Genomic DNA, 19,591 nt, shown 5'->3' with positions numbered 1-19,591 from the left:
TCACCTACCTTAGCTTATAAGGTCATAAAACTTTTCAACTTCCTCTATATTGCCCTTTTTCTCTGTTTTCAAATAATCAATAATTTCTTCTTTAAGGCTTTGGTTATTGAGCAGCTTCATAATACCCTGAAAGACACTCTCTCCATTCATACCTACTACTAATCCATTTTTCCCGTTAATCATTTGGTTATATACTGCATCAAATTCCGTTGTAACTACGGGTGTATTTAAAATCCTTGCTTCAGCTATTGCTAAACCAAACCCTTCGAATTTTGAAGTTTGAACATATATATCCGCTTCGTTAATTAGCGGATAAGGGTTTGATTTTACTCCTAATAAAATAAAATGCTTACTTAGATCTCGCCTTTTAATTTCTTCTTCGATTTCTTTTTTTAGAGGACCCTTACCTAATACAAACCACTTGAAATTTATTCTATAATCTTTCAACCTCTGACATGCATCTAAAGCAATATCGTAACCTTTTTGATGAGCAAGTCTCCCAATGGTCAAAATTCTAACTCCATTAAATTCATCTTTAAACCCTATTTCTATTTTTGCCATATCACCTATTAATTCAGGGTGGTTTATATCATAAAGCACTTCTAATTTAGACGAATATTCCGGAAAAGTAACTTTAAAAACATCTCTAGCAGATTCTGAAACTGCAACAATCTTACTGTATTTATCATAAAAACTTTTTTGAAAACGTTTATCTTTATTATTCAATTTATAACTAACATTCACCCATGCGAATTTCATTTTTGCCTTAACCTTCTCTGCAACATAAAACGTTGGCACTCCTTGAGCGTAACTAATAGCAATATCGTATTCTTTAGGGTTTTTTTCGATAACTTTAGACACAGATTGCCAATAAATCCTTGCTTTTTCTGAATTAGAATAGTTCTTCAAACGAATCCTAGTAGAAAATTTCGTTCTCGAATAAAGCATATCACCGTTTTTTCTTTGTATAGATTTTTTAATAGATTGTTTAAAGTTTCCTTTCAGAAAAGTGGTATAACTTAATGGAGGGAGAACGTTTACTTCTTCAGGTAACAACTTTTCTAAAGGTTTATCATGAGAAAAAAGCATAACGTCTACAGAAAACCTATCAAAATCGATCAATGAAAGTAGACTTACTAAACTTTTTTCTGCTCCAGCTACATCTAATGAATCTATTACAAACAGTAAACTTGTTTTCACTATGTCACTCCTTTCCAAATGTTACCCGATATATTTTATAATGTAATTATCAATATCCTTAGCAATCCGCCTATATTTAATGCGTTTTATTTTTCGAAAATTCAGAATAACAATATCTTTATTGATAAACGCCTTTTCTTCTATTTGAAGATATTCCTGAATTTTAACTCACCCTCTTTATAAGACTAGCTTTAAATACCCCTAGTATACTGTTCCTTTTCAACTTGTACTGCAAATTCAAAAAACCAGGGAAAAAGCTTATCAATAAAAATAAATATTTATATTTCATTGGTAGTGCACAATACAGCAGGATATTCTTACAATGAGGCTTAGCATAATTTTGAATAATATTTAAATATTCATTTCTCTCCCTCTTTTTATCTACTTGATTTAAAACCAAAAAACTATTATCTACTGTCCAGTATACAAAAGATGATAAGTATTCATTTGATAATTGAGGGTATCTTTCTTTCATAAAATTAATTATCTCTTCCCACCCTTTAAAACTATCTAATCTATTTGAATTATATTTCTTTGTCAAAATGCTATTTTGCCGTTTTACGTATATATAGCCTGAATAATCAATAAAAGAAATTCTCTTAGCCTTTTCGAATAATTTATAAGTAGTAGCCATATCTTCATGGATCCGACCTTCGGGAAAATTTACACCTTCAAAAAGATCTCTCTTGAATAACTTATTACATAAAGAAAATCTATAAAGTTCTCCTTTAAACAATTCTTTCATAGCTTCCTCATTAGATAATTCAACAATATATCCTCCTTTTTGAATAGGATACATTAATTTTCCATCTATCTCCCTGCCTAATCGACATATTGAAATATCACATTCTGAATCAATGCATAACCTATAAAGTTTCTTATACATCTCTTTTTCTACTCTGTCATCACTATCTACAAATCCTATATATTCACCTTGTGCAAAACGAACGCCAGTATTTCTAGCAGAACTTACACCCTTGAATTTTTCATGGATAACCTTCACTCTGATATCATTTTTGGAAAACTCATCACAAATTTCCCCGCTTCCATCTGTTGATCCATCATTTACTACAATTACTTCAAAATCAGTAAAGGTTTGAGCAAGAATACTATTCAAGCACTTCCTCAAATATGGTTCGACATTATAGACTGGAACAATAATACTTATAGCAGGATTCAATATAACCCCTCACTTTATAATTCAATTTTCTCCTTAACCAAAGTTGAAGAGACACCCTTCGTATAAGGAAAGTAGACAATATCCACTCCAACTTGGTTAAACTCTTTTTCAACCTCCATAAACAATTCATCACCCTTCCAGTCGTCACCCACAAACATTACATTAAAATTCAACACTTCCCATGCTGCTAACTTGTCTCGGTTTATTTGGGGTACAACTTGATCGACGAACTTTATTCCGTTAACAATCTCTCTCCTATCAACAAAAGGAATCACAGGCTGTTTGTTTTTGTATTGCTGAACAAGCTCATCAGTACTTACGCCTACAATTAAATAGTCACACTGCTCTTTTGCTTTCTTAAGGATGTTTAGGTGGCCTACATGAAATAAATCAAAAACTCCGGTCGTGTATCCAATTTTATACGGCTTCATAAATTTGTCCTCCCTTCTCACTAAAACAAACATGATGTAAATGCTGAACAACCTTCTCTGAAGCGTTACCGTTTTCACCTGTTCCTACTTGGTTAAAAAAGCTTTGCAGTTCTCCCTTATAGTCTTCTTCATTAAATTCAATAATTCTTTTTGATAACTCACTGTTTGAGGCAGCTAGAATGAAGGGGAGCTCGTTCACATCAAAATATAGCTTTCTCTCCTTGTTTAAATATTCTTTTATGTCTGGGACATATAAGAAACACGGGCGTTTAGTTGTAGTGAAATCAAACATGAGTGAAGAATAGTCAGTAATTAATACATCTGATAATATAAGCAATTCTTGTACGTCATTGTATGGGGTAACATCAATAACATTTCCTTCTGTTATACGATTTTTACTAGACAATAAGTGAGGATGAAATTTAACGAGAACTGTCCACTCTCCTGCGAATCGTTGTTGTAATGTCTTTTTTAGCTGTGTGTAATTTAGGTCGTAAGCGGTTAGGTCATTGTTTTTTCTGAAGGTAGGAGCGTATAAAACCACCTTCGATTCTGGCGGGATATTTAACTTATCGCGAATGCTTTCAATGTGCTGGCGGTAAAAAAAGATATCATTTCTAGGTGTTCCTTGTTCAAGAATTTCCCCCTTGTACCAAAAAGCTCTTCGGAATATTTGAGTACTGTACTGACAGCCGGATAGGAGCAAGTCTATCTTTTTAGAATCTCGCCGAGCCATCTTCACATAATTCTCAGGCAGTATTTCTATTGCATCCTTTTCGATGTGCTTCAGTCGTAAAGAGCTATGCCATGTTTGGATGTAGTATTGATTTTTCCTTTTTACAAATAAATCTGTTGTCCTAAAATTAGTGATGATTACTTTTGAAGTACACAGCTCATAAAAATACTTGAGCGACATGACTTTTACCTTTTTAATTTGAGGATCTAATTTATGATCGTTTGGTTTATTAAAGGCCCATATTATTTCAAACTTTCCTTTAGGTATGTTATTGAGAATATACTCTGTTATATATTTGGGATTGCAGCCGTATTGACTTCCGTAATAGCTAAACATGAAAATTTTATTTTTCTTTATAGGAAGGCAGTTGAATAAATGAATAATTATTAATTGAACATACCCTTTTAATTGATTCATTGTGTCTGTGCCACCTTCCTATTAATTTTCTCTAACTTTAATGGCCTGGAAGAAACTTTAAGTTTCCTTACAACTTTTCGTCCACTGAGATAAAGCATGTTCAAATAAGGATTTTTATAAAACAAACGCAGCTGAAGGTTCAGCTGCTTATCTTTTTCAGTCGCTTTGTTCAATTGAGAGAAGTGGTCATGAATGTACTTCTGAATATTCTTTCGATGTTGACCTTTTTTATCTTCCTTTCTATTCATAAACAATAGGTTGTAATGGATCAGGGATGTTTTTAGTAAGCTTTTATAAGATTCTTGAATGAGTGCTTCATATTCTTTTTCAATAAATGCGTGTCTTTCTTTCAATCCTTTAATGATATCCAGATTTCGATTTGTATAATTTGCGACGATACTATCTTCACGCTGGAAGTAGTTATAGAGTGGTTCGTTGAGAATGATGAACCTGTTTACTCGATGCATAACTTGATGGGCCCAGAACACGTCTTCAAACAATACGCCTTTTTTAAACGGAATATCTTTTAACAGCTTTGTTCTGTATAGTTTCCCCCAGGCGAAATTTTTTACGGTTTCGTTTTTTACTAACTCTTTCATCAAATTTTCGTTATTTAAGAGAATCAAGTCGCCGTTTTTGGTATAGTATCTTTGATCAAACAGCATATAGGTTTTGTGGGCATAATAAAAAGCTGATTGAACGACATCAGCTTTAAACGCGAGTATAGCGTGCATCATATGATCAATAGCTTTTGGTTCAAGCCAGTCATCGCTGTCTACAAACATGGTGAATTCGCCTGTTGCATGCTTCATCCCATAATTTCTTGCGTCGGACAGTCCCCCATTTTCTTTATGGAAAGTCTTTACCCTTGTATCTTTTCTAGCAAATCCATCAGCTATCTCACCACAGCAATCCGGGGAGCCGTCATCTATCAGGATTACCTCTATTTTTTGGTAGGTTTGCTGAAGAATACTGTTGATGCAGCGGTGGAGATATTTTTCCACTTTATATATAGGTACGATCACGCTAACCGTTTCACCCACTCCTTTCACCTCCTATGCCATTTGATATAGTTTTTCTAGTTCATTGTAATTTTGATACTCCTGGCTCGTACAGTTCTGTTCCAATTGTTTTCTTAATGAATCGTCTTGATGGAGTTCCTCTATCCCATTAGCGATTCCTTCAGGGGACAAATCACATATCATACCATCTACTCTATCGTTTACTTGACTGGGAGCGGTCGGGTAATTCGTAATAAGAACAGGTTTACCTAATAGCTGTGCCTCTCCTACGGTAACTGCTTTCCCTTCGTACCTTGAAGGTTGAACGTATAATTCAGCCGCTTCCATAAAAGGATACGGGTTAATTTTTTTTCCTAATAAATGAAAATTTTCTTCCAATCCATATTCTTTAATGAGTGTTCTGATCAGACCTTCATCTCCTCCGTATCCCACTACATACCAGGCAATGTCTTTATACCCGCGTTCAATTAATAATTTCATTGCCTGAACAGCTTGATCAATACCTTTAGCATGAGAGAGTCGAGCTACTGTTATGATTTTGAACCTTTCATCATGATTCATAGGGTTCTTTACGTTTTCTTTTGCCTGCTCTCTTACTAATTCAGGAGAAGTTATATTTTCGATAACAGTTACTCTATCATTTAAAGATGGATATTTTCTTATAAAAGCCTGCTTACATTGTTCGGAGACTGCAATAATATGATTAAAATCTTTCCATAAGGCAATATCCATCTCTACGTCTGTATCAACCATCGAATAATCTGTATGGATCCAGGCGATTTTAGTTTTAGCCTTCACTTTTTCTGCAACGAGGTAATGGGGCCAGAGGTAACTGATTGCGACATCATACGTTTTTTCAACTTTCGGTAAGAAAGGTAAAGCATATTTCCACATGTATTGCATTTGCTTATACCCTTTTTCTGTTGATTCTCCATTCCTTGCCCGATATTTAGCATATAATCGGGAGAATCCTATAGGAATTTTCCCTTGTTTTAATACTTGGGAGATCGGCATTCTAAACGTTTTATAGGACATGTTTTCTTTTAGAAGACTTGGTTTTTTCGGAAGTAAACCCATAAATTCTCCCGTATGGCTGCAAAGCATCAAATCAACATCGTACCTAGTGTAATCAAAATGTGTCAGCATACTGATCAGGCTCCGCTCCACTCCGCCTACTTCCATGTCAAAGGAGGTGATTAAAAGTTTTTTCATAATGGCCTCCTTGTTTTCCTCTATAAATGGTTAATAACTTCGTAATTCCTTTATTGATGCTGTAATGATGAAGTTCAAAACTGTTAATAATTTTATTAATATTCTTTTCTTTATATCCCGCTCTCTCTAGAATCTTATCAGCCCAAGCTTCTGGACTCTCGGATAAAGACAGCTTAGTGAACAAATTCATATTCAAGTCGGCTTCCGGCTGAATAGCTTCTGAAACGATACATGGCAGACCGCTTGCCTGAGCTTCCAGTAAGACAAGTCCTAATCCCTCATAAGTAGAAGGGAATACGAAAATATCCATTGAATGAAACATCGTAGCCATATCCTCTCTTACTCCAGCGAAGATTACATTTTCTTTAATGCCTAATTGGGTCGACATGTCTTCCATTTGTTTTTTTGAATCTCCATCGCCTACTAACAGGAGTTTAGCTGCAGGATCTTTTTCGACGATAGCTTTCATAACACTCAGCAGAAACGGATGGTTTTTAGCTTCCATGAATCTTCCCACATGACCGATGACAAGACTGTTCCCTAATCCGTACTTCATTTTGAATTCATTGACTTGTTGGTGGGGCTTTACTAACAACTCAATATAGTCGATGACGTTAGGAAAATACGTATATCTTGTTCGTTTTAAATTAGGTTCTCCATACAAATATCCTCCAGCCTGTTCACTGCAGGATAATAAATCAGTAGAGGCTTTTAAAATCATTTTCCTCATACATGCGATGTAAACCTTTTTGACCCATTGATCACTATCATCCTGTGTAGTATGAGCGTGAGCGATACGCACTTTGACGCCGGCAAGGAAGCCTGCGATATTGGCTATACCGCAATGGAATAATGTATGGGAGTGAATGGCTTGATAAGGTCCGTATTTCTTAATTGCGTTGTAAATTTCTATTATTGAGTTTGTCTTGTTCAATTGAATGATCCTGCCACCCAGTTTTTTAATTTCTCGATCGTAGTGGGATTCCTCTTTGTTGTAGGAAATGAAATCGAACTGGACTTTTTCATGGTCTACGTTGCGATAAATATTCATTAGCATCGTTTCTGTTCCAGCTCGGTTCATTCCTCCAGTAACATGAAGAATTCTAATAGGTGAGGAGCCAATCATCATTCTTCCCTCGATTCTGTATAGTTTCACTTTTTATCCTGTCGATTCTGCCAGTGAATGAACTCAATCAAACGCTTATATTCAGGTAAATCTTCTTTTTTTATCCCTGAATCCTTTAAGTCCTGAATAAATTCGACCCACTCATCTTCGAATAATGGTGCAGGTTCAATTATAGGCTTGTTCGGCTGTATAATTTCATACAGCTCTACGTCCAGTGACTCAGCTATTCTCTCTATTAAATTTATGGATGGATTTATATTTATGTTTCGTTCAATATTACTTAAGTTTGATTTTGACATACCAGCCTTTTTAGCAAGCTCAGATAACGTAATACCTTTACCACGCCGTATTTTATATATATTAGTTCCGATCATTCATGGTACCTCATATCCCTTTTTTATATAATTCCTTCTTTGTTCACCGATTTCTCAAATACATCTTGCACACATGCAATAACTCTATTTTGTTCGAGATCTGTGAGGTTTGAACCAGACGGTAAACATATACCCGTTAAGAAAAGTTTCTTAGATATATCTTCATGCGGCCGATGAGAAAAATACTGGCAGTCTCTAAATAGAGGCTGTAAGTGGAGAGGTTTCCATACAGGGCGTGCCTCTATATTTTGGGAGCTCATTTTCATAATCAGCTGTTCCGGTAAAACGTTTGAGTGTTCTGAATCCAGCGTAAAAACGGTAAGCCATCTATTCGTTGTTGTATCTTGCAATTCGGGCATGAACTGTATGCCTTCTAACATGGTAAGCTTTCTCTTGTACCGTTCATATAATCTTCGCCTCGCCTCTACCCGTTGATCAATTACCTCCAATTGAGCTCTTCCCACACCAGCCAGGATATTGCTCATCCGGTAATTGAATCCGGTTGTGCTATGTTGGTAGTGTAATGCTTTATCGCGGGCTTGCGCAGCTAAGAACTTAGCTCGTTCAAGTGCCTTTAGATTGTCGGAAACGAGCATTCCGCCCCCGGAGGTTGTAATGATTTTGTTTCCATTAAAAGAATAGATTCCAAATTCTCCAAAGGTCCCTGTGTGCTGCCCTTTGTATAATGATCCTAGTGATTCAGCCGCATCTTCTATCAGAGGGACTTTGTAAAGGTCGCAAAGCGCCTGAATTTGATCGATTTTAGCGCTTTGTCCATATAAATGAACAAGGATGACAGCTTTAGGTAATTGAAGTTTTCGATAAGCTTCGGAGAGCGCTTTTTCTAAAGCGATGGGCGACATATTCCAGCTTTCCGGTTCCGAATCAATAAAGACGGGCTCTGCTCCCTGATACACGATTGGATTGGCAGTAGCAACAAATGTCAGGCTGGAACAGAATACTCGATCGCCCCTTTTGACATTCAATAAAGAAAGAGCCAAATGAATCGCTGCAGTCCCTGAACTGACGGCTACGGCTCCTTTGGCTCCTACGTATTCTGCTATTTCTTTTTCAAAGGCATCAATGTTCGGTCCAACGGGTGCGATCCAGTTACTTTTGAACGCCTCTTCTATATAATGCTGTTCATTTCCTGTCATGTGTGGCGGGGAGAGAAAAATTCTTGAGTTTTTCATATGAATCACCCCCTGATCGTTGTAAAAACTTGATTGGCATCGATTTTCTTATGCTTTTCGCTGGCGATCCAGCAACTTTACTATGAGCCGAAACATTGCGGATGACGGTTGATCCAGCCCCTACTATGGACCAGCTGCCTATACTTTTACCAGGTATGACGGCAGACGCAGCGCCCATCTCAACGCCTTCGCCAAGTAATACGTCTCCGGTTAATGTAACGTTAGGGCAGATATGGCAAAAATCACCGATTGTATTATCATGCTCTACAATGGCAGAAGAATTAATAATACAATGATTCCCTACACGTGCTGAAGCGTTAATGACCGCGTAAGGCATAATCACTGTTCCTCTTCCAATTTCAGCAGTCGAACTGACAAAGGCTGTTGGATGAATTAATGTTGAGTATTGTTCCAGGTTGATATTTAACCTTTCCATTATCCTTTTTCTAATTAGATTATTGCCGATAGCTATGACTACTTTAGAATCCTCATTCATGATTTCATGAAGGTGAGCGACTGGTCCGTAATATTTCCCTGCCTTTTCAGTACCTCTCGTATACTTATCATCTAAAACAGCGTAAACTTCATCACCTTTTGCTAAAATAATATCCCGAATAACCCTGCTGTGTCCCCCATCACCAATTAATATAATTTTCATCCTACATCACTTTTCGAGAGCCTGTAAATTTTTCCATTGCTCCACGCCCTTCAGGTGTTATTCCTTCTTTCTTCATCACCTTTCGTATCGTTCTCCATAAGATTTTCGTATCTAACATCAGGCTATGATTTCTGACATACCATGTGTCATACTTAAACTTCTCTTCCCACGAGATACTATTTCTTCCGTTTACCTGGGCCCAGCCTGTAATACCAGGTCTTACTTCATGCCTCATAGCTTGTTCTTTTGTATAAAGCGGCAAATATTCCGTGAGCAGAGGTCTTGGCCCTACTAAACTCATGTCCCCCTTAACGACATTGATCAGCTGCGGGAATTCATCCAGGCTGTACTTTCTTAAAAATTTTCCGGCTTTTGTTACTCTCATCTCATCGGGCACATTCTCTCCATCTTTCATCGTTCTCAGTTTATAAAGATGAAATGGCTTTTCATGTAATCCAGGACGTTCCTGCTTAAACAGTATCGGTGACCCCATTGTCATTTTCACTAACATCCCTGCACAGAATATGAGAGGAGAGCAGATTAATAAAAGAAGTAGTGAAATCGTTATGTCTATAGTCCTTTTCATAGGTTCCATCTCCTGTACCTATCATTCATTTACTAACAGGTATAAAAAAATCCTTTGCCTGTTTCAGCAAAGGTTCTTTTGGTTTCATCAAAGCGTTCAAATTATCATAACCATTCGGATTATTCACTTGCCATCTCCATGTATCCTGGCACATCTTGTCAATCCCATGAACGGCCTCCCATCCTAACTCTTCAAAAGCCTTAGTGGCATTTGCATAACAGACAGCAACATCTCCTGGCCTCCTTTTTAAAATGGTATATGGAATGAGTTTATCTGAGGCCATTTCAAATGCATCGATCATTTCAAACACGCTATAGCCTCTGCCTGTTCCGAGATTGTAAGCTTCCACTCCAGTAGATGACTGCACCTTTTCTATAGCTCTGCAATGTCCTGCTGCCAGATCTACTACATGGATATAATCACGTATGCCTGTACCGTCTTTCGTTGGGTAATTGTCTCCAAATATGTTCAAACGATCTAATTTACCTACAGCTACTTGAGATATATAAGGAAGCAGGTTATTAGGAACTCCATTCGGAGCTTCTCCAATTCTTCCACTTTCATGAGCCCCGATAGGGTTGAAATACCTTAGCAGAGCAATGCTCCACTTTGGATCAGATAAGTAGAGATCTCTTAGGATCTCTTCAATCATCAGCTTTGTCCTTCCATAAGGATTAGTTGCTGATAAGAGAGCATCTTCTTTGATCGGTACTTCATCACTATTACCATAAACCGTTGCAGAGGAGCTGAACACGAGTTTTTTTACATTATGCTTTTTCATGACCTCGCAGAGAATAACCGTGCCAATTACGTTATTTGCATAATACCAGAGCGGTTCATTCACCGATTCTCCAACTGCCTTTAACCCGGCAAAATGAACGACGGCTTCAATATCATTTTCTTCAAATATGTTCTCAAGTTCTTCCTTATCCATAAGATCGAACTCATAGATTTTAAAAGTTTTACCCGTAATTTCAGTTACTCTTCTTAATGATTCATGATGACTGTTTGAAAAGTTATCTACCACTACTATCTCATATCCTTCAATTAGCAGTTCGACACATGTATGACTCCCGATGTATCCCGCTCCGCCCGTTACTAAGATCGCCATTTTTTCTCCCCCTTACCACAATAAATAATGGCTTTCATAAGAAATATTTAATGTTATGACATTTTCATAAAAATAATAAAATAAATAACAAACAAGTATCCCGTAATATACCAGCTTTTCATCCCGATCCCTGAAGAGAAGAACGAGCCATGAAATGAGAATTAATTGATAAAGTCCAAAATAAATAGAAAATCGTGCAAAGATCCAATTTTGAGTGGAAACCACCATGAAAACAAATCCGATTAAGCACATATTGATAATAACGTCGCTGTTTGGCATAACTTCTCTTAATCGATCTCTTCCGAGGTAAGCTACAAACAGTGGTGCCCCTTCGACTGCTACCCTTAAGAAATTTGCTCCGCCTTCCGCAAAATCTTTGTATTCTCCATACTGAGTATCTTCTATTGCTGAAAACAGTATTGAAGAAAATTGATCAAATCCAGCTACTAGAAGAACAGCAAATGCTAACAATGCTAAAGTTGCTTTTGAGAATGCTTTTACTTGAACCATAAAATACACCGGCAGTAAAATAAGCGCGCTCTGATGGAAAAGTGAGGCGATCAAAATGACTGCTGCATATCTTTTAAAGCCGCCTTCCACCAAGAACTTAATTGCTGTAAAGGCAATGGCTGCTGCTAACGTCTGTCGAATACCGTTCATCGTAATTAAAAACAAGCCACCCGTTATATATACGAAAAGACTAAGTTCGAGCATCCTTGAATATTTGTACAATACGATTACAATGAGTGCATTTGTAATAAGAGCAGTGGTCAAAATCAATAATTGCGGATCAGATGATATCGATTGGAGAAGCATTTGCAAAACTCCAAAGCCGATATCCTTTTGCTCTTTGATTAACTCCCATGTAAAAGTATTCACTTCATAAGCGTGCATGTAGAAAAAAGTATCTCCAATATTAGAACGCAACCCCGCTACTGCTACTAACGAGATTAAAGCTACGAAAACAAATAGTTTATTCGGCTTAAATAAAACGGCGGTATTCGTGTGTACTTCAACCGCGAGCACTCTAGCTAGTAATACTAAACAAAAAACGAGGAATAGATTCATCCATAGTAATGTCATATTGATTTCCTTTCCAAGCAGCCCCGCAGCTGCTTAGCTAAGAACGTCCCTTGTTCTACTTGTTACATATAAGAAAAGAAGAAAACCAAAAGGAATGGCAAAAGTCGTTATCCCTTTATTAGGAGATTCCTTCAGGAAGTTTGTATTCTTATTCATCAAGCTGCTCGAAACATAATGGATGGCTTGTCTAAATTTAAAAGAGACACTGGCAAATTGCAGTGTCATCAGCTCCTTCCTATAAAAAGCAAACCCTTTTGGGTTCCTGCGGTATTGCTTCAGCATATTACGAGAAGACCCATCTTCTAAATATTCTACCCGGCACAGCACTTGATTGAGCAGCAGCATTTCGTACTTTTCATCCAGCTTGTAGTATTTATAAGCGAGTCCAACATATTTCTCATTTTCAAAAAGGGGATAAGGAAATTCCTTCGTCAGCTCTGTTCGATAAACAAGCTTTTTGTCTCCTTTGACGCCATGCTTATTATATAAATCAAATAACGTGGACTTTTTTATTCCTTGAGGCAGCAGTGTCCCTATAATCTCCCCGTCAGTGTAAGAGTCGAGTCCAATCAGGCCGCTTACATTGTCGTCACCATGCTCCTTCCAGCATGTTTCGATTTGCTCTACTGCATCTTCTGGCATATAGTCATCTGAATCAATACAAACGTTAAGTTCTGTCTGCATTATTTTATAAGCAGTATTATGAGCTCCGTGCATCCCTTGATTATCCTGATAGATATATGTGATAGAAATTAAAGCTTCTGAAATCCATTGCTCTACTAATTTCTCAGTTTCATCAGTAGAGCCATCATCTACGAGCAGCCATATAAAATTTTGGTTGGTTTGATTTACGAGACTGTGATATAGTTTTTCCAAACAAAATGCTCGATTATAGGTAGGTGTAAAAATCGTTAGCAGCTTCAGCTGACCTCCCTCCCTAATTGAATATAATCGTTTTGAGTTTTCATAGCTGTTTGTTGGATATCATAGCCTTTTTGTGAAAGCCTGTCCGGGTCAATCAACCTGGAGCTTCGTTGAATGGATAAAGCTTTGATCGCTTCCACCCATTCATGATGATGAGTAAGAGGGTATTGCTGGACTAGCCCCAGCCCCATATCGACTTCTTCAGTTATAGTATTTGTAATAAAGCAGGGCAGCCCTGCATTTTGGGCTTCTATTAAGGTAACAGGCAGTCCTTCATGATAAGAAGGAAAAAGGAACATATCAAAAGCTTGGAGCAGCTTATCTACATCTTCCCGGACCCCAAGAAAATTCACATATTCATGAATGCCTAATTCCCTGGATTTCATCTCCATTCTCTTTTTCAGAACCCCATCTCCAGCCAATAACAGGATCGTATTGCCATGTACCATAGAAAATTGCTGAAAGACTTCAAGTAAAAACTCATGATTTTTTTGATGATTGAACCTTCCAACGTGACCGATGACAAATGTATCATCACGTATATTCAACTGGGCTCTGACGTCCCGGCGGTCTTTACTGGAATAAAGAAACTTTCGGTTATCAATACCATTTTTCAATACATACGTTTGATTGGATTGTCTTCCAAACAACCATTCTGCAGCTGACTGAGAACACGCAAATCTATGAGTAGCATCTTTTTTTATATGACTTCCCGCAAAGGATTTGTATAGTTTACTAACAATTCCGCCTTCACTGCGAGTATTGTGGCTGTGAGCAATCCTTACAGGAACCTCCGACCTTTTCGCACACTGCAGCACAATCCCACTCATTTTATCCATGTGAGCATGAACGATCTTATAATCTTGTGACTCAAAAAACTTCACTAAGGCTTTCTTATAACCAAGGTGTCCTATATCAGTCACATAAGGAATGCGATGTATAATACCGCCCATATCTTCTATTTCTGAGTCAAAAACGCCGGGCTTACATGTTAAAAAGTCGAACTGGACTTTTGTTCGGTCAATATTGCGATATAAGTTCATCAATAAAGTTTCTGCTCCGCCCCGGTTCATATTAACAACAACGTGGAGCACTCTTAACGGACGGCCCACTCTCCCACCCCCTCTTCCTTCATATAGGATTGATAGATGACTTTCTTTTGATTTAAAACTTTTGGGACATTATATTTTCCAACGATTGTTCTTCTACCTTCTTTACCTAGCTGCTCTATTAATTCTCGATTATTTGCCAGAACCTGCATTTTCCTCGAAAATTCTATTACTTCGTCCTTCGAAATCAGCCAGCCGTTGACATCATGATCAATTAACTCACGGTGACCTCTGTTTTCAACAGCAATAATGGGTAACTCACAAGCCATCGCTTCCATAATGTTTACTGGAAGCCCTTCACGAAGGCTTGAACCTACACCAACATCACTTATGGATAGAAGCTGTTTCATATCTCTTCTAAATCCTAAAAAATCTACTTTACTTTGTATTTCCATCTGTTTAGCCATCTTTTTACAATTGTCTAATCCAGCACCCTCACCCGCTAGTAACAGCCTTGCATTTGGCATCTTGTTTTTTACTAGATTAAATGCGTGAATCAGAAATTGCTGGTTTTTATTTGCATTGAATTCTGCCGGGTAAATAAATAAAAAGTCATCTGGCCGATAGCCGTATGACTTTCTTAAAGCAATTTTCTCTTTATAGGGTACAGGCTTGAATTCTTCTGAATCTACGCCTACTCCATGTACTAGTTCTATGCTGGCAGCCTTTAATTTTCGTTGCGCGAGATGGTAATCTTCTTCATTGATCGTAATGAGACTATCAGTTAGATGAGCAAGCACCTTCTCAACTGGGTAGTACATCAGCCAATTCATGAGCGGAGCACCTTTGCAAAAATGAAACCCGTGAGCTGTATAAATGACTTTTGCCCCGTGCTTTCTCGCTTTAATTGCTGCTAATCTTGTAAGCGCCCCGCCCATCGGCGTGTGACAGTGGATGATGTTATATTGATTATCATCAATAATCTTTTTAAATTGCCGATAAGCTTGAATATTTTTCTTGTCTATTGGAGAGCGTTGAATAGGAATATTATATTTTTGATCCACATATGGAAGCTCGATTTCACCGCTGGCTGCTACATGAACATCCCACCCTTGTTCTTTAAACCACTTTAAATAGGGAAGATGAAATGCTTTAAAATGATAATCGACGGTGGCGCTGAATAGTATTTTCTGAACCATTGCCCTCACATCCTTACGATTATGTCGTTAGCTCCCTATCTTCTTCTTAATCTATTGGAGTTTAGACTTATCAGCTGCCAGATGCATTTTTTAAGCATTGCTCCTTAAGTCAGCTGATAATCGGCAGCACCGGCTTTTCCTGCTCAGCATGATTGGCCAGCTGTATAAGCCGCTCTCTTAATTCATCACGGCTCCACGTTTCATAGTTGGAAATAATTGCTTCAATCTCTTCGATGTATAACTGCGCTGTTTTCCCTATATAAATTTTTGGATAGACCTGATCCTTATGAATTTCATCTTCTTTAAGAAGCTCTTCAAATAATTTCTCACCAGGCCGGACCCCGCTATACTCAATTCCGATTTCATCAATGGTATGGCCGGAGAGCTTGATCAAATTTTTGGCGAGATCAACGATCTTCACAGGATCTCCCATATCGAGAACGAAAACTTCTCCACCTTCTGTTAAAGCTCCTGCCTGAATCACGAGTCGGGAAGCTTCAGGTATTGTCATAAAGTAACGGATCATTTCTGGATGAGTCACAGTGACGGGGCCGCCTTTTTCAATTTGTTTTCGAAACAGCGGGATTACACTGCCACGGCTTCCCAGCACATTGCCAAAGCGCACGGCTACAAACTTAGTGGAGCTTTGTTGATTCATGCTTTGAACGATCATTTCCGCTAACCGTTTGGACGCCCCCATGACACTCGTCGGATTGACTGCTTTATCGGTTGATACCATGACGAAGGTGCCAACATCGTACCAGCTGGCAGCTTTGGCTACATTCAACGTCCCGATTATATTGTTTTTTACAGCTTCTTCTGGATTTCGTTCCATAAGCGGTACGTGTTTATGGGCCGCGGCATGATAGATGACATCTGGCTGATGAGATTGCATGATCATCACCATTTTCTCCGCGTCCTGCACGTCTGCGATCTCTGTGACAAATTCAATATCAGCATCAGAAAAGTTTGATCTCATTTCCATATCAATTGTGTAAATACTGTTTTCACCATGACCGAGCAATACTATTTTTCTAGGGTTGAATCGAGCCGCCTGTCTTGTGATTTCAGACCCAATTGATCCTCCTGCCCCGGTAATGAGAACCACTTTCCCTTCTACATATTCCGAAATACTTTCTGTGTCCAACACTACAGGTTCTCGTCCTAATAAATCTTCCACTTTAACATCACGAAACTGTTTTACCGACACTTTTCCAGTTACCAGGTCCTCTAACATTGGTAAAATCTGCGTTTTCGCTTCCGTCTTTGCACACTCATTAAAGATCGTATTCAACTCCCTTTTGTTCAAGGAAGGAATGGCTATAACTATATGAGTGATTTCCAGCTCTTTGACCTTAGTCACAATATCATGGACACCCCCAACCACAGGCACACCTAATATATCCAGGTTGCGTTTCCTTATGTCATCATCTATGAAAGCGACCGGTTTGAGCTCTGAATCTTTTTGGAGTTGTCTTGTAACCATGGTACCTGCTGATCCTGCTCCGACAATCAAGGTCCTTATCTGATTTTGACGAACGAGAATAATCGAATCTCGATATACCCGCCATAAAAAACGGGAGCCCCCAATTAAAAGAATATGAATCATCCACGTAAGCACAAGCATTCTCACAAGTACCGTTTGAAAAATAAGGGCCTGCACAAGTGCTGTCAATACAATAGAGTAGGTTACCGTCTTGCCAATGACAATCAACTCGTTTACACTCGCATACTCCCAAGCTTTCCTATAAAGATGCAGGTTGAAGGAAAAATAAATATGACTGATGAATATTACTGCCATGGTCACGATTAATAGAATTCCGGAACCGTACAGCAGTGATTCAACTAACACCCTTATAATTAACAAAGAGGCAATTACAATACATAAATCAATGAGTATGAATAGAGATAGTCTTTGCCGGTAGGTCATCACTTCTCTCCTTTCCTAGTTTCTTAGATTAAAATTCACAGGTAAGCAATTCTTCAAGAATCGTTTACCTGTGAATTTTAATAAGGGCATTTAACCCATCCTCACACCATGCCAATGCAACTCGCGCTAAGGTCTTATTTCAACCCACGACATGGTCGAGTACCTCCGTTGATAACGGCCAGGAGATATCACCGCATTTTTTATAGAAGTTTTATTCGTAATAAAGAACGAAACGTTAAAAAATTTTCCTGCCTTTTTCATTCATGATCGCGCCCACTATATTAGCATGTACGATATCTAATACTTTCTTAGCCTCCATCACTTTGCGCAAGTCCGTATTTCCTCGATTGACTACTAGAACGACACCATCACACATATTAGCTAATACCCGTGCTTCATTTGACTGAAGAACGGATGGGGCATCTATAAGAACGATATCATAGTCCTGGCTTACTTTTGATAAAACTTGAACCATTATATCGCTTCCTAGCAATTCTGAAGGGTTAGCACTTGGTTTTCCAGTGGTTATTATATGTAGACTGCCAAACCCCGCAGGCTGCACTACATTTTTTAAAGTCGACCTTCCAGTCAGCACATCCGTTAAACCCTCATGGTTATCCGTTTTGAATAATTGATGTACGGTAGGGTTTCTCAAATTTGTATCAATAAGCAGAACCTTTTGTTTCTGCTGAGCCATGGATATGGCCAGATTAACGATTGTAGTGGATTTTCCTTCTTTTTTTCCTGGGGAAGTAATTAAAAACAGCCGCTTGTTAAGGTTCTCTGTAAGAAATTGAATATTGGTGCGTAACGTCCGGAATTGCTCCGAGATCAAGGATTCAGGATTGAAATGCGTCACGAGTTTACTTTTCTTATCCGTAGCTTCCTTTACCTTATTTAATTTCAATTGACTCACTCCTCACTTCTGCGTCTTCGGTTTTCTGCTTTTGACCTCTCGTAGTACTGTTCTTCTTATTCATGGGTGATATTGAGCCAATGACAGGAATACCAAGAAAATCTTCAAGTTCTTCCCTGGACTTTACTGTCCCATCCAATGTATCTAGTAAAAATATAATTCCGATTCCTAAAACCAGCCCGGCTATTGCGGCGATTACAATGTTTCTATCTTGGAATTCATTGGTAGGAAAGGGGTTAACCTTCGCTTGAGATAAAATTTGTACTTGCTTAAACTCCAGGATATTGACGATTTCACTTTTATAGACTGCAGCCGTTTTATCAGCGATATCTGCTGCTAATTGAGGATCGTTTGCTGTAACTGCCACTTGAACTACTTCTGAATCGTCAAGCTGACTTACTTCGATTTGATTAGCTAATCCTTCAGCGGATTGAGGAAGATTCAAGTCACCTCTCACTTTCTCCATAATGATAGGATCCTTAATCATTACCATTAACGTGTTCATATTTTCATCTTCCCCGCCAAGAATCATCCGGGTCGAGGATTCATAAACTGGCGTATTGTTCATGTAGCTGTAGCCATAAGCTGCCCCGCCGCCTAGAAACATCATAATAATAAGTATCCAGAAGCGTCCTTTGAAAACATCTAAATAATCCTTAAGATTAATTTCTTTTCCACGACGTTCATCACTGTATGTTACCCGTTTCAAATTACTCATAGCTACCACCTTTAATCATAAAATAGGTTGATTCTTTATAACGAACGTAGTGATTAAAAAAATATAAAAATACCTTTTTTCAACTTTTTATACTTTTCTTTTTAAGATATTAAGTATATTTTAGTTCTATATAAAGAACGTGTCAATGGTTTATTACAAAAAAGAACAAAAGTTGGAAGAAATTCTTGATTCTTCATTGACCGCTGACTGGGTTTCTATCACTAGTCTTATTGTTTGATATCATATCCATAATAAAACTTAATCCTTTTCAAGTATTTGTACCTGTCAACTTTACAAAAAAGTATATTGTCTTTCCACTGAGCTATTGAATAGATAAATCACAAGAAATTTTCTCTCCTAACATTTGAGACCATAAGTAATGCGCTATATTAAAGCGCAAGCTATTGCCTGCATAAGATTCATTCATCCTAATTAGCTTCTCCACAAAAATGCTTCCACGTTTTTCGAGGCCACCGAAAGACTTGATTATGTGATGAAATGTTTAAATACGGAAAGCAAAAAGGTA

19 protein-coding genes are annotated in these 19,591 nt (G+C 37.9%); all 19 read right to left on the bottom strand.

Annotated features, from left to right (window positions below; all coding sequences use genetic code 11):
* Nucleotides 1–9: 9 nt before the first annotated feature.
* Nucleotides 10–1,200 carry a glycosyltransferase gene (locus tag O2Q26_RS06370; RefSeq protein ID WP_289215093.1) on the bottom strand — a complete coding sequence of 397 codons (1,191 nt, stop codon included), beginning with the start codon at nt 1,198–1,200 and terminating at the stop codon, nt 10–12.
* Between the two features lie 163 nt (nt 1,201–1,363).
* A complete protein-coding gene (locus O2Q26_RS06365; RefSeq protein ID WP_289215092.1) occupies nt 1,364–2,380 on the bottom strand; it encodes a glycosyltransferase family 2 protein in 1,017 nt (338 codons plus the stop codon).
* A 14-nt stretch (nt 2,381–2,394) separates the two neighbouring features.
* Nucleotides 2,395–2,811, bottom strand: coding sequence for an FAD synthase family protein (locus O2Q26_RS06360; protein WP_289215091.1), 417 nt, complete (start codon nt 2,809–2,811; stop codon nt 2,395–2,397).
* Nucleotides 2,798–3,964, bottom strand: a complete 1,167-nt coding sequence (locus O2Q26_RS06355) for a CDP-glycerol glycerophosphotransferase family protein (RefSeq protein WP_289215090.1) — start codon at nt 3,962–3,964, stop codon at nt 2,798–2,800. The genes O2Q26_RS06360 and O2Q26_RS06355 overlap by 14 nt, the downstream gene beginning before the upstream one ends.
* Nucleotides 3,961–5,007: a glycosyltransferase family 2 protein gene (locus tag O2Q26_RS06350; protein ID WP_289215089.1), complete on the bottom strand. Its 1,047-nt coding sequence runs from the start codon at nt 5,005–5,007 to the stop codon at nt 3,961–3,963. Before O2Q26_RS06350 ends, O2Q26_RS06355 begins: the two co-directional genes overlap by 4 nt.
* A gap of 12 nt (nt 5,008–5,019) precedes the next feature.
* Nucleotides 5,020–6,198 (bottom strand): glycosyltransferase, encoded by a 1,179-nt coding sequence (locus O2Q26_RS06345; RefSeq protein ID WP_289215088.1) that lies wholly within the window; start codon nt 6,196–6,198, stop codon nt 5,020–5,022.
* Nucleotides 6,170–7,354 (bottom strand): glycosyltransferase family 1 protein, encoded by a 1,185-nt coding sequence (locus tag O2Q26_RS06340; protein ID WP_289215087.1) that lies wholly within the window; start codon nt 7,352–7,354, stop codon nt 6,170–6,172. The genes O2Q26_RS06345 and O2Q26_RS06340 overlap by 29 nt, the downstream gene beginning before the upstream one ends.
* Nucleotides 7,351–7,698: a helix-turn-helix domain-containing protein gene (locus O2Q26_RS06335; protein WP_289215086.1), complete on the bottom strand. Its 348-nt coding sequence runs from the start codon at nt 7,696–7,698 to the stop codon at nt 7,351–7,353. Before O2Q26_RS06335 ends, O2Q26_RS06340 begins: the two co-directional genes overlap by 4 nt.
* Nucleotides 7,699–7,721: 23 nt before the next feature.
* Nucleotides 7,722–8,891: an aminotransferase class I/II-fold pyridoxal phosphate-dependent enzyme gene (locus O2Q26_RS06330; RefSeq protein WP_289215085.1), complete on the bottom strand. Its 1,170-nt coding sequence runs from the start codon at nt 8,889–8,891 to the stop codon at nt 7,722–7,724.
* Complete coding sequence (locus O2Q26_RS06325; RefSeq protein WP_289215084.1) at nt 8,842–9,549, bottom strand: acetyltransferase; 708 nt, start codon at nt 9,547–9,549, stop codon at nt 8,842–8,844. Before O2Q26_RS06325 ends, O2Q26_RS06330 begins: the two co-directional genes overlap by 50 nt.
* Before the next feature lies 1 nt (nt 9,550).
* Nucleotides 9,551–10,135, bottom strand: a complete 585-nt coding sequence (locus O2Q26_RS06320) for a sugar transferase (protein WP_289215083.1) — start codon at nt 10,133–10,135, stop codon at nt 9,551–9,553.
* Nucleotides 10,136–10,160: 25 nt separating this feature from the next.
* Nucleotides 10,161–11,246, bottom strand: a complete 1,086-nt coding sequence (galE, locus tag O2Q26_RS06315) for a UDP-glucose 4-epimerase GalE (RefSeq protein ID WP_289215082.1) — start codon at nt 11,244–11,246, stop codon at nt 10,161–10,163.
* A gap of 12 nt (nt 11,247–11,258) precedes the next feature.
* Nucleotides 11,259–12,329: an EpsG family protein gene (locus tag O2Q26_RS06310; protein ID WP_289215081.1), complete on the bottom strand. Its 1,071-nt coding sequence runs from the start codon at nt 12,327–12,329 to the stop codon at nt 11,259–11,261.
* 33 nt (nt 12,330–12,362) lie between these two features.
* Nucleotides 12,363–13,253, bottom strand: a complete 891-nt coding sequence (locus tag O2Q26_RS06305; protein WP_289215320.1) for a glycosyltransferase family 2 protein — start codon at nt 13,251–13,253, stop codon at nt 12,363–12,365.
* Complete coding sequence (locus O2Q26_RS06300) at nt 13,250–14,365, bottom strand: glycosyltransferase family 1 protein (RefSeq protein WP_289215080.1); 1,116 nt, start codon at nt 14,363–14,365, stop codon at nt 13,250–13,252. The genes O2Q26_RS06305 and O2Q26_RS06300 overlap by 4 nt, the downstream gene beginning before the upstream one ends.
* Nucleotides 14,350–15,501 carry a glycosyltransferase family 4 protein gene (locus O2Q26_RS06295; protein WP_289215079.1) on the bottom strand — a complete coding sequence of 384 codons (1,152 nt, stop codon included), beginning with the start codon at nt 15,499–15,501 and terminating at the stop codon, nt 14,350–14,352. Before O2Q26_RS06295 ends, O2Q26_RS06300 begins: the two co-directional genes overlap by 16 nt.
* A gap of 109 nt (nt 15,502–15,610) precedes the next feature.
* Nucleotides 15,611–17,431: a polysaccharide biosynthesis protein gene (locus O2Q26_RS06290; RefSeq protein WP_289215078.1), complete on the bottom strand. Its 1,821-nt coding sequence runs from the start codon at nt 17,429–17,431 to the stop codon at nt 15,611–15,613.
* A 235-nt stretch (nt 17,432–17,666) separates the two neighbouring features.
* Nucleotides 17,667–18,338 carry a CpsD/CapB family tyrosine-protein kinase gene (locus O2Q26_RS06285; RefSeq protein ID WP_289215077.1) on the bottom strand — a complete coding sequence of 224 codons (672 nt, stop codon included), beginning with the start codon at nt 18,336–18,338 and terminating at the stop codon, nt 17,667–17,669.
* Nucleotides 18,325–19,065, bottom strand: coding sequence for a YveK family protein (locus tag O2Q26_RS06280; RefSeq protein ID WP_289215076.1), 741 nt, complete (start codon nt 19,063–19,065; stop codon nt 18,325–18,327). The genes O2Q26_RS06285 and O2Q26_RS06280 overlap by 14 nt, the downstream gene beginning before the upstream one ends.
* Nucleotides 19,066–19,591 lie beyond the last annotated feature (526 nt).

The organism is Halobacillus campisalis (assembly GCF_030345335.1).
Taxonomy (GTDB): domain Bacteria; phylum Bacillota; class Bacilli; order Bacillales; family Halobacillaceae; genus Halobacillus_A; species Halobacillus_A campisalis.
This window is presented reverse-complemented; position numbering and strand designations above follow the sequence as displayed.

Excerpts from the sequence above, each read along its gene's own strand:
- O2Q26_RS06360 (WP_289215091.1), bottom strand. The coding sequence starts at position 2,811 with ATGAAGCCGTATAAAATTGGATACACGACCGGAGTTTTTGATTTATTT.
- O2Q26_RS06355 (WP_289215090.1), bottom strand. The coding sequence starts at position 3,964 with ATGAATCAATTAAAAGGGTATGTTCAATTAATAATTATTCATTTATTC.
- O2Q26_RS06345 (WP_289215088.1), bottom strand. The coding sequence starts at position 6,198 with ATGAAAAAACTTTTAATCACCTCCTTTGACATGGAAGTAGGCGGAGTG.
- O2Q26_RS06335 (WP_289215086.1), bottom strand. The coding sequence starts at position 7,698 with ATGATCGGAACTAATATATATAAAATACGGCGTGGTAAAGGTATTACG.
- O2Q26_RS06330 (WP_289215085.1), bottom strand. The coding sequence starts at position 8,891 with ATGAAAAACTCAAGAATTTTTCTCTCCCCGCCACACATGACAGGAAAT.
- O2Q26_RS06325 (WP_289215084.1), bottom strand. The coding sequence starts at position 9,549 with ATGAAAATTATATTAATTGGTGATGGGGGACACAGCAGGGTTATTCGG.
- O2Q26_RS06320 (WP_289215083.1), bottom strand. The coding sequence starts at position 10,135 with ATGAAAAGGACTATAGACATAACGATTTCACTACTTCTTTTATTAATC.
- galE (WP_289215082.1), bottom strand. The coding sequence starts at position 11,246 with ATGGCGATCTTAGTAACGGGCGGAGCGGGATACATCGGGAGTCATACA.
- O2Q26_RS06310 (WP_289215081.1), bottom strand. The coding sequence starts at position 12,329 with ATGACATTACTATGGATGAATCTATTCCTCGTTTTTTGTTTAGTATTA.
- O2Q26_RS06295 (WP_289215079.1), bottom strand. The coding sequence starts at position 15,501 with ATGGTTCAGAAAATACTATTCAGCGCCACCGTCGATTATCATTTTAAA.
- O2Q26_RS06290 (WP_289215078.1), bottom strand. The coding sequence starts at position 17,431 with ATGACCTACCGGCAAAGACTATCTCTATTCATACTCATTGATTTATGT.
- O2Q26_RS06280 (WP_289215076.1), bottom strand. The coding sequence starts at position 19,065 with ATGAGTAATTTGAAACGGGTAACATACAGTGATGAACGTCGTGGAAAA.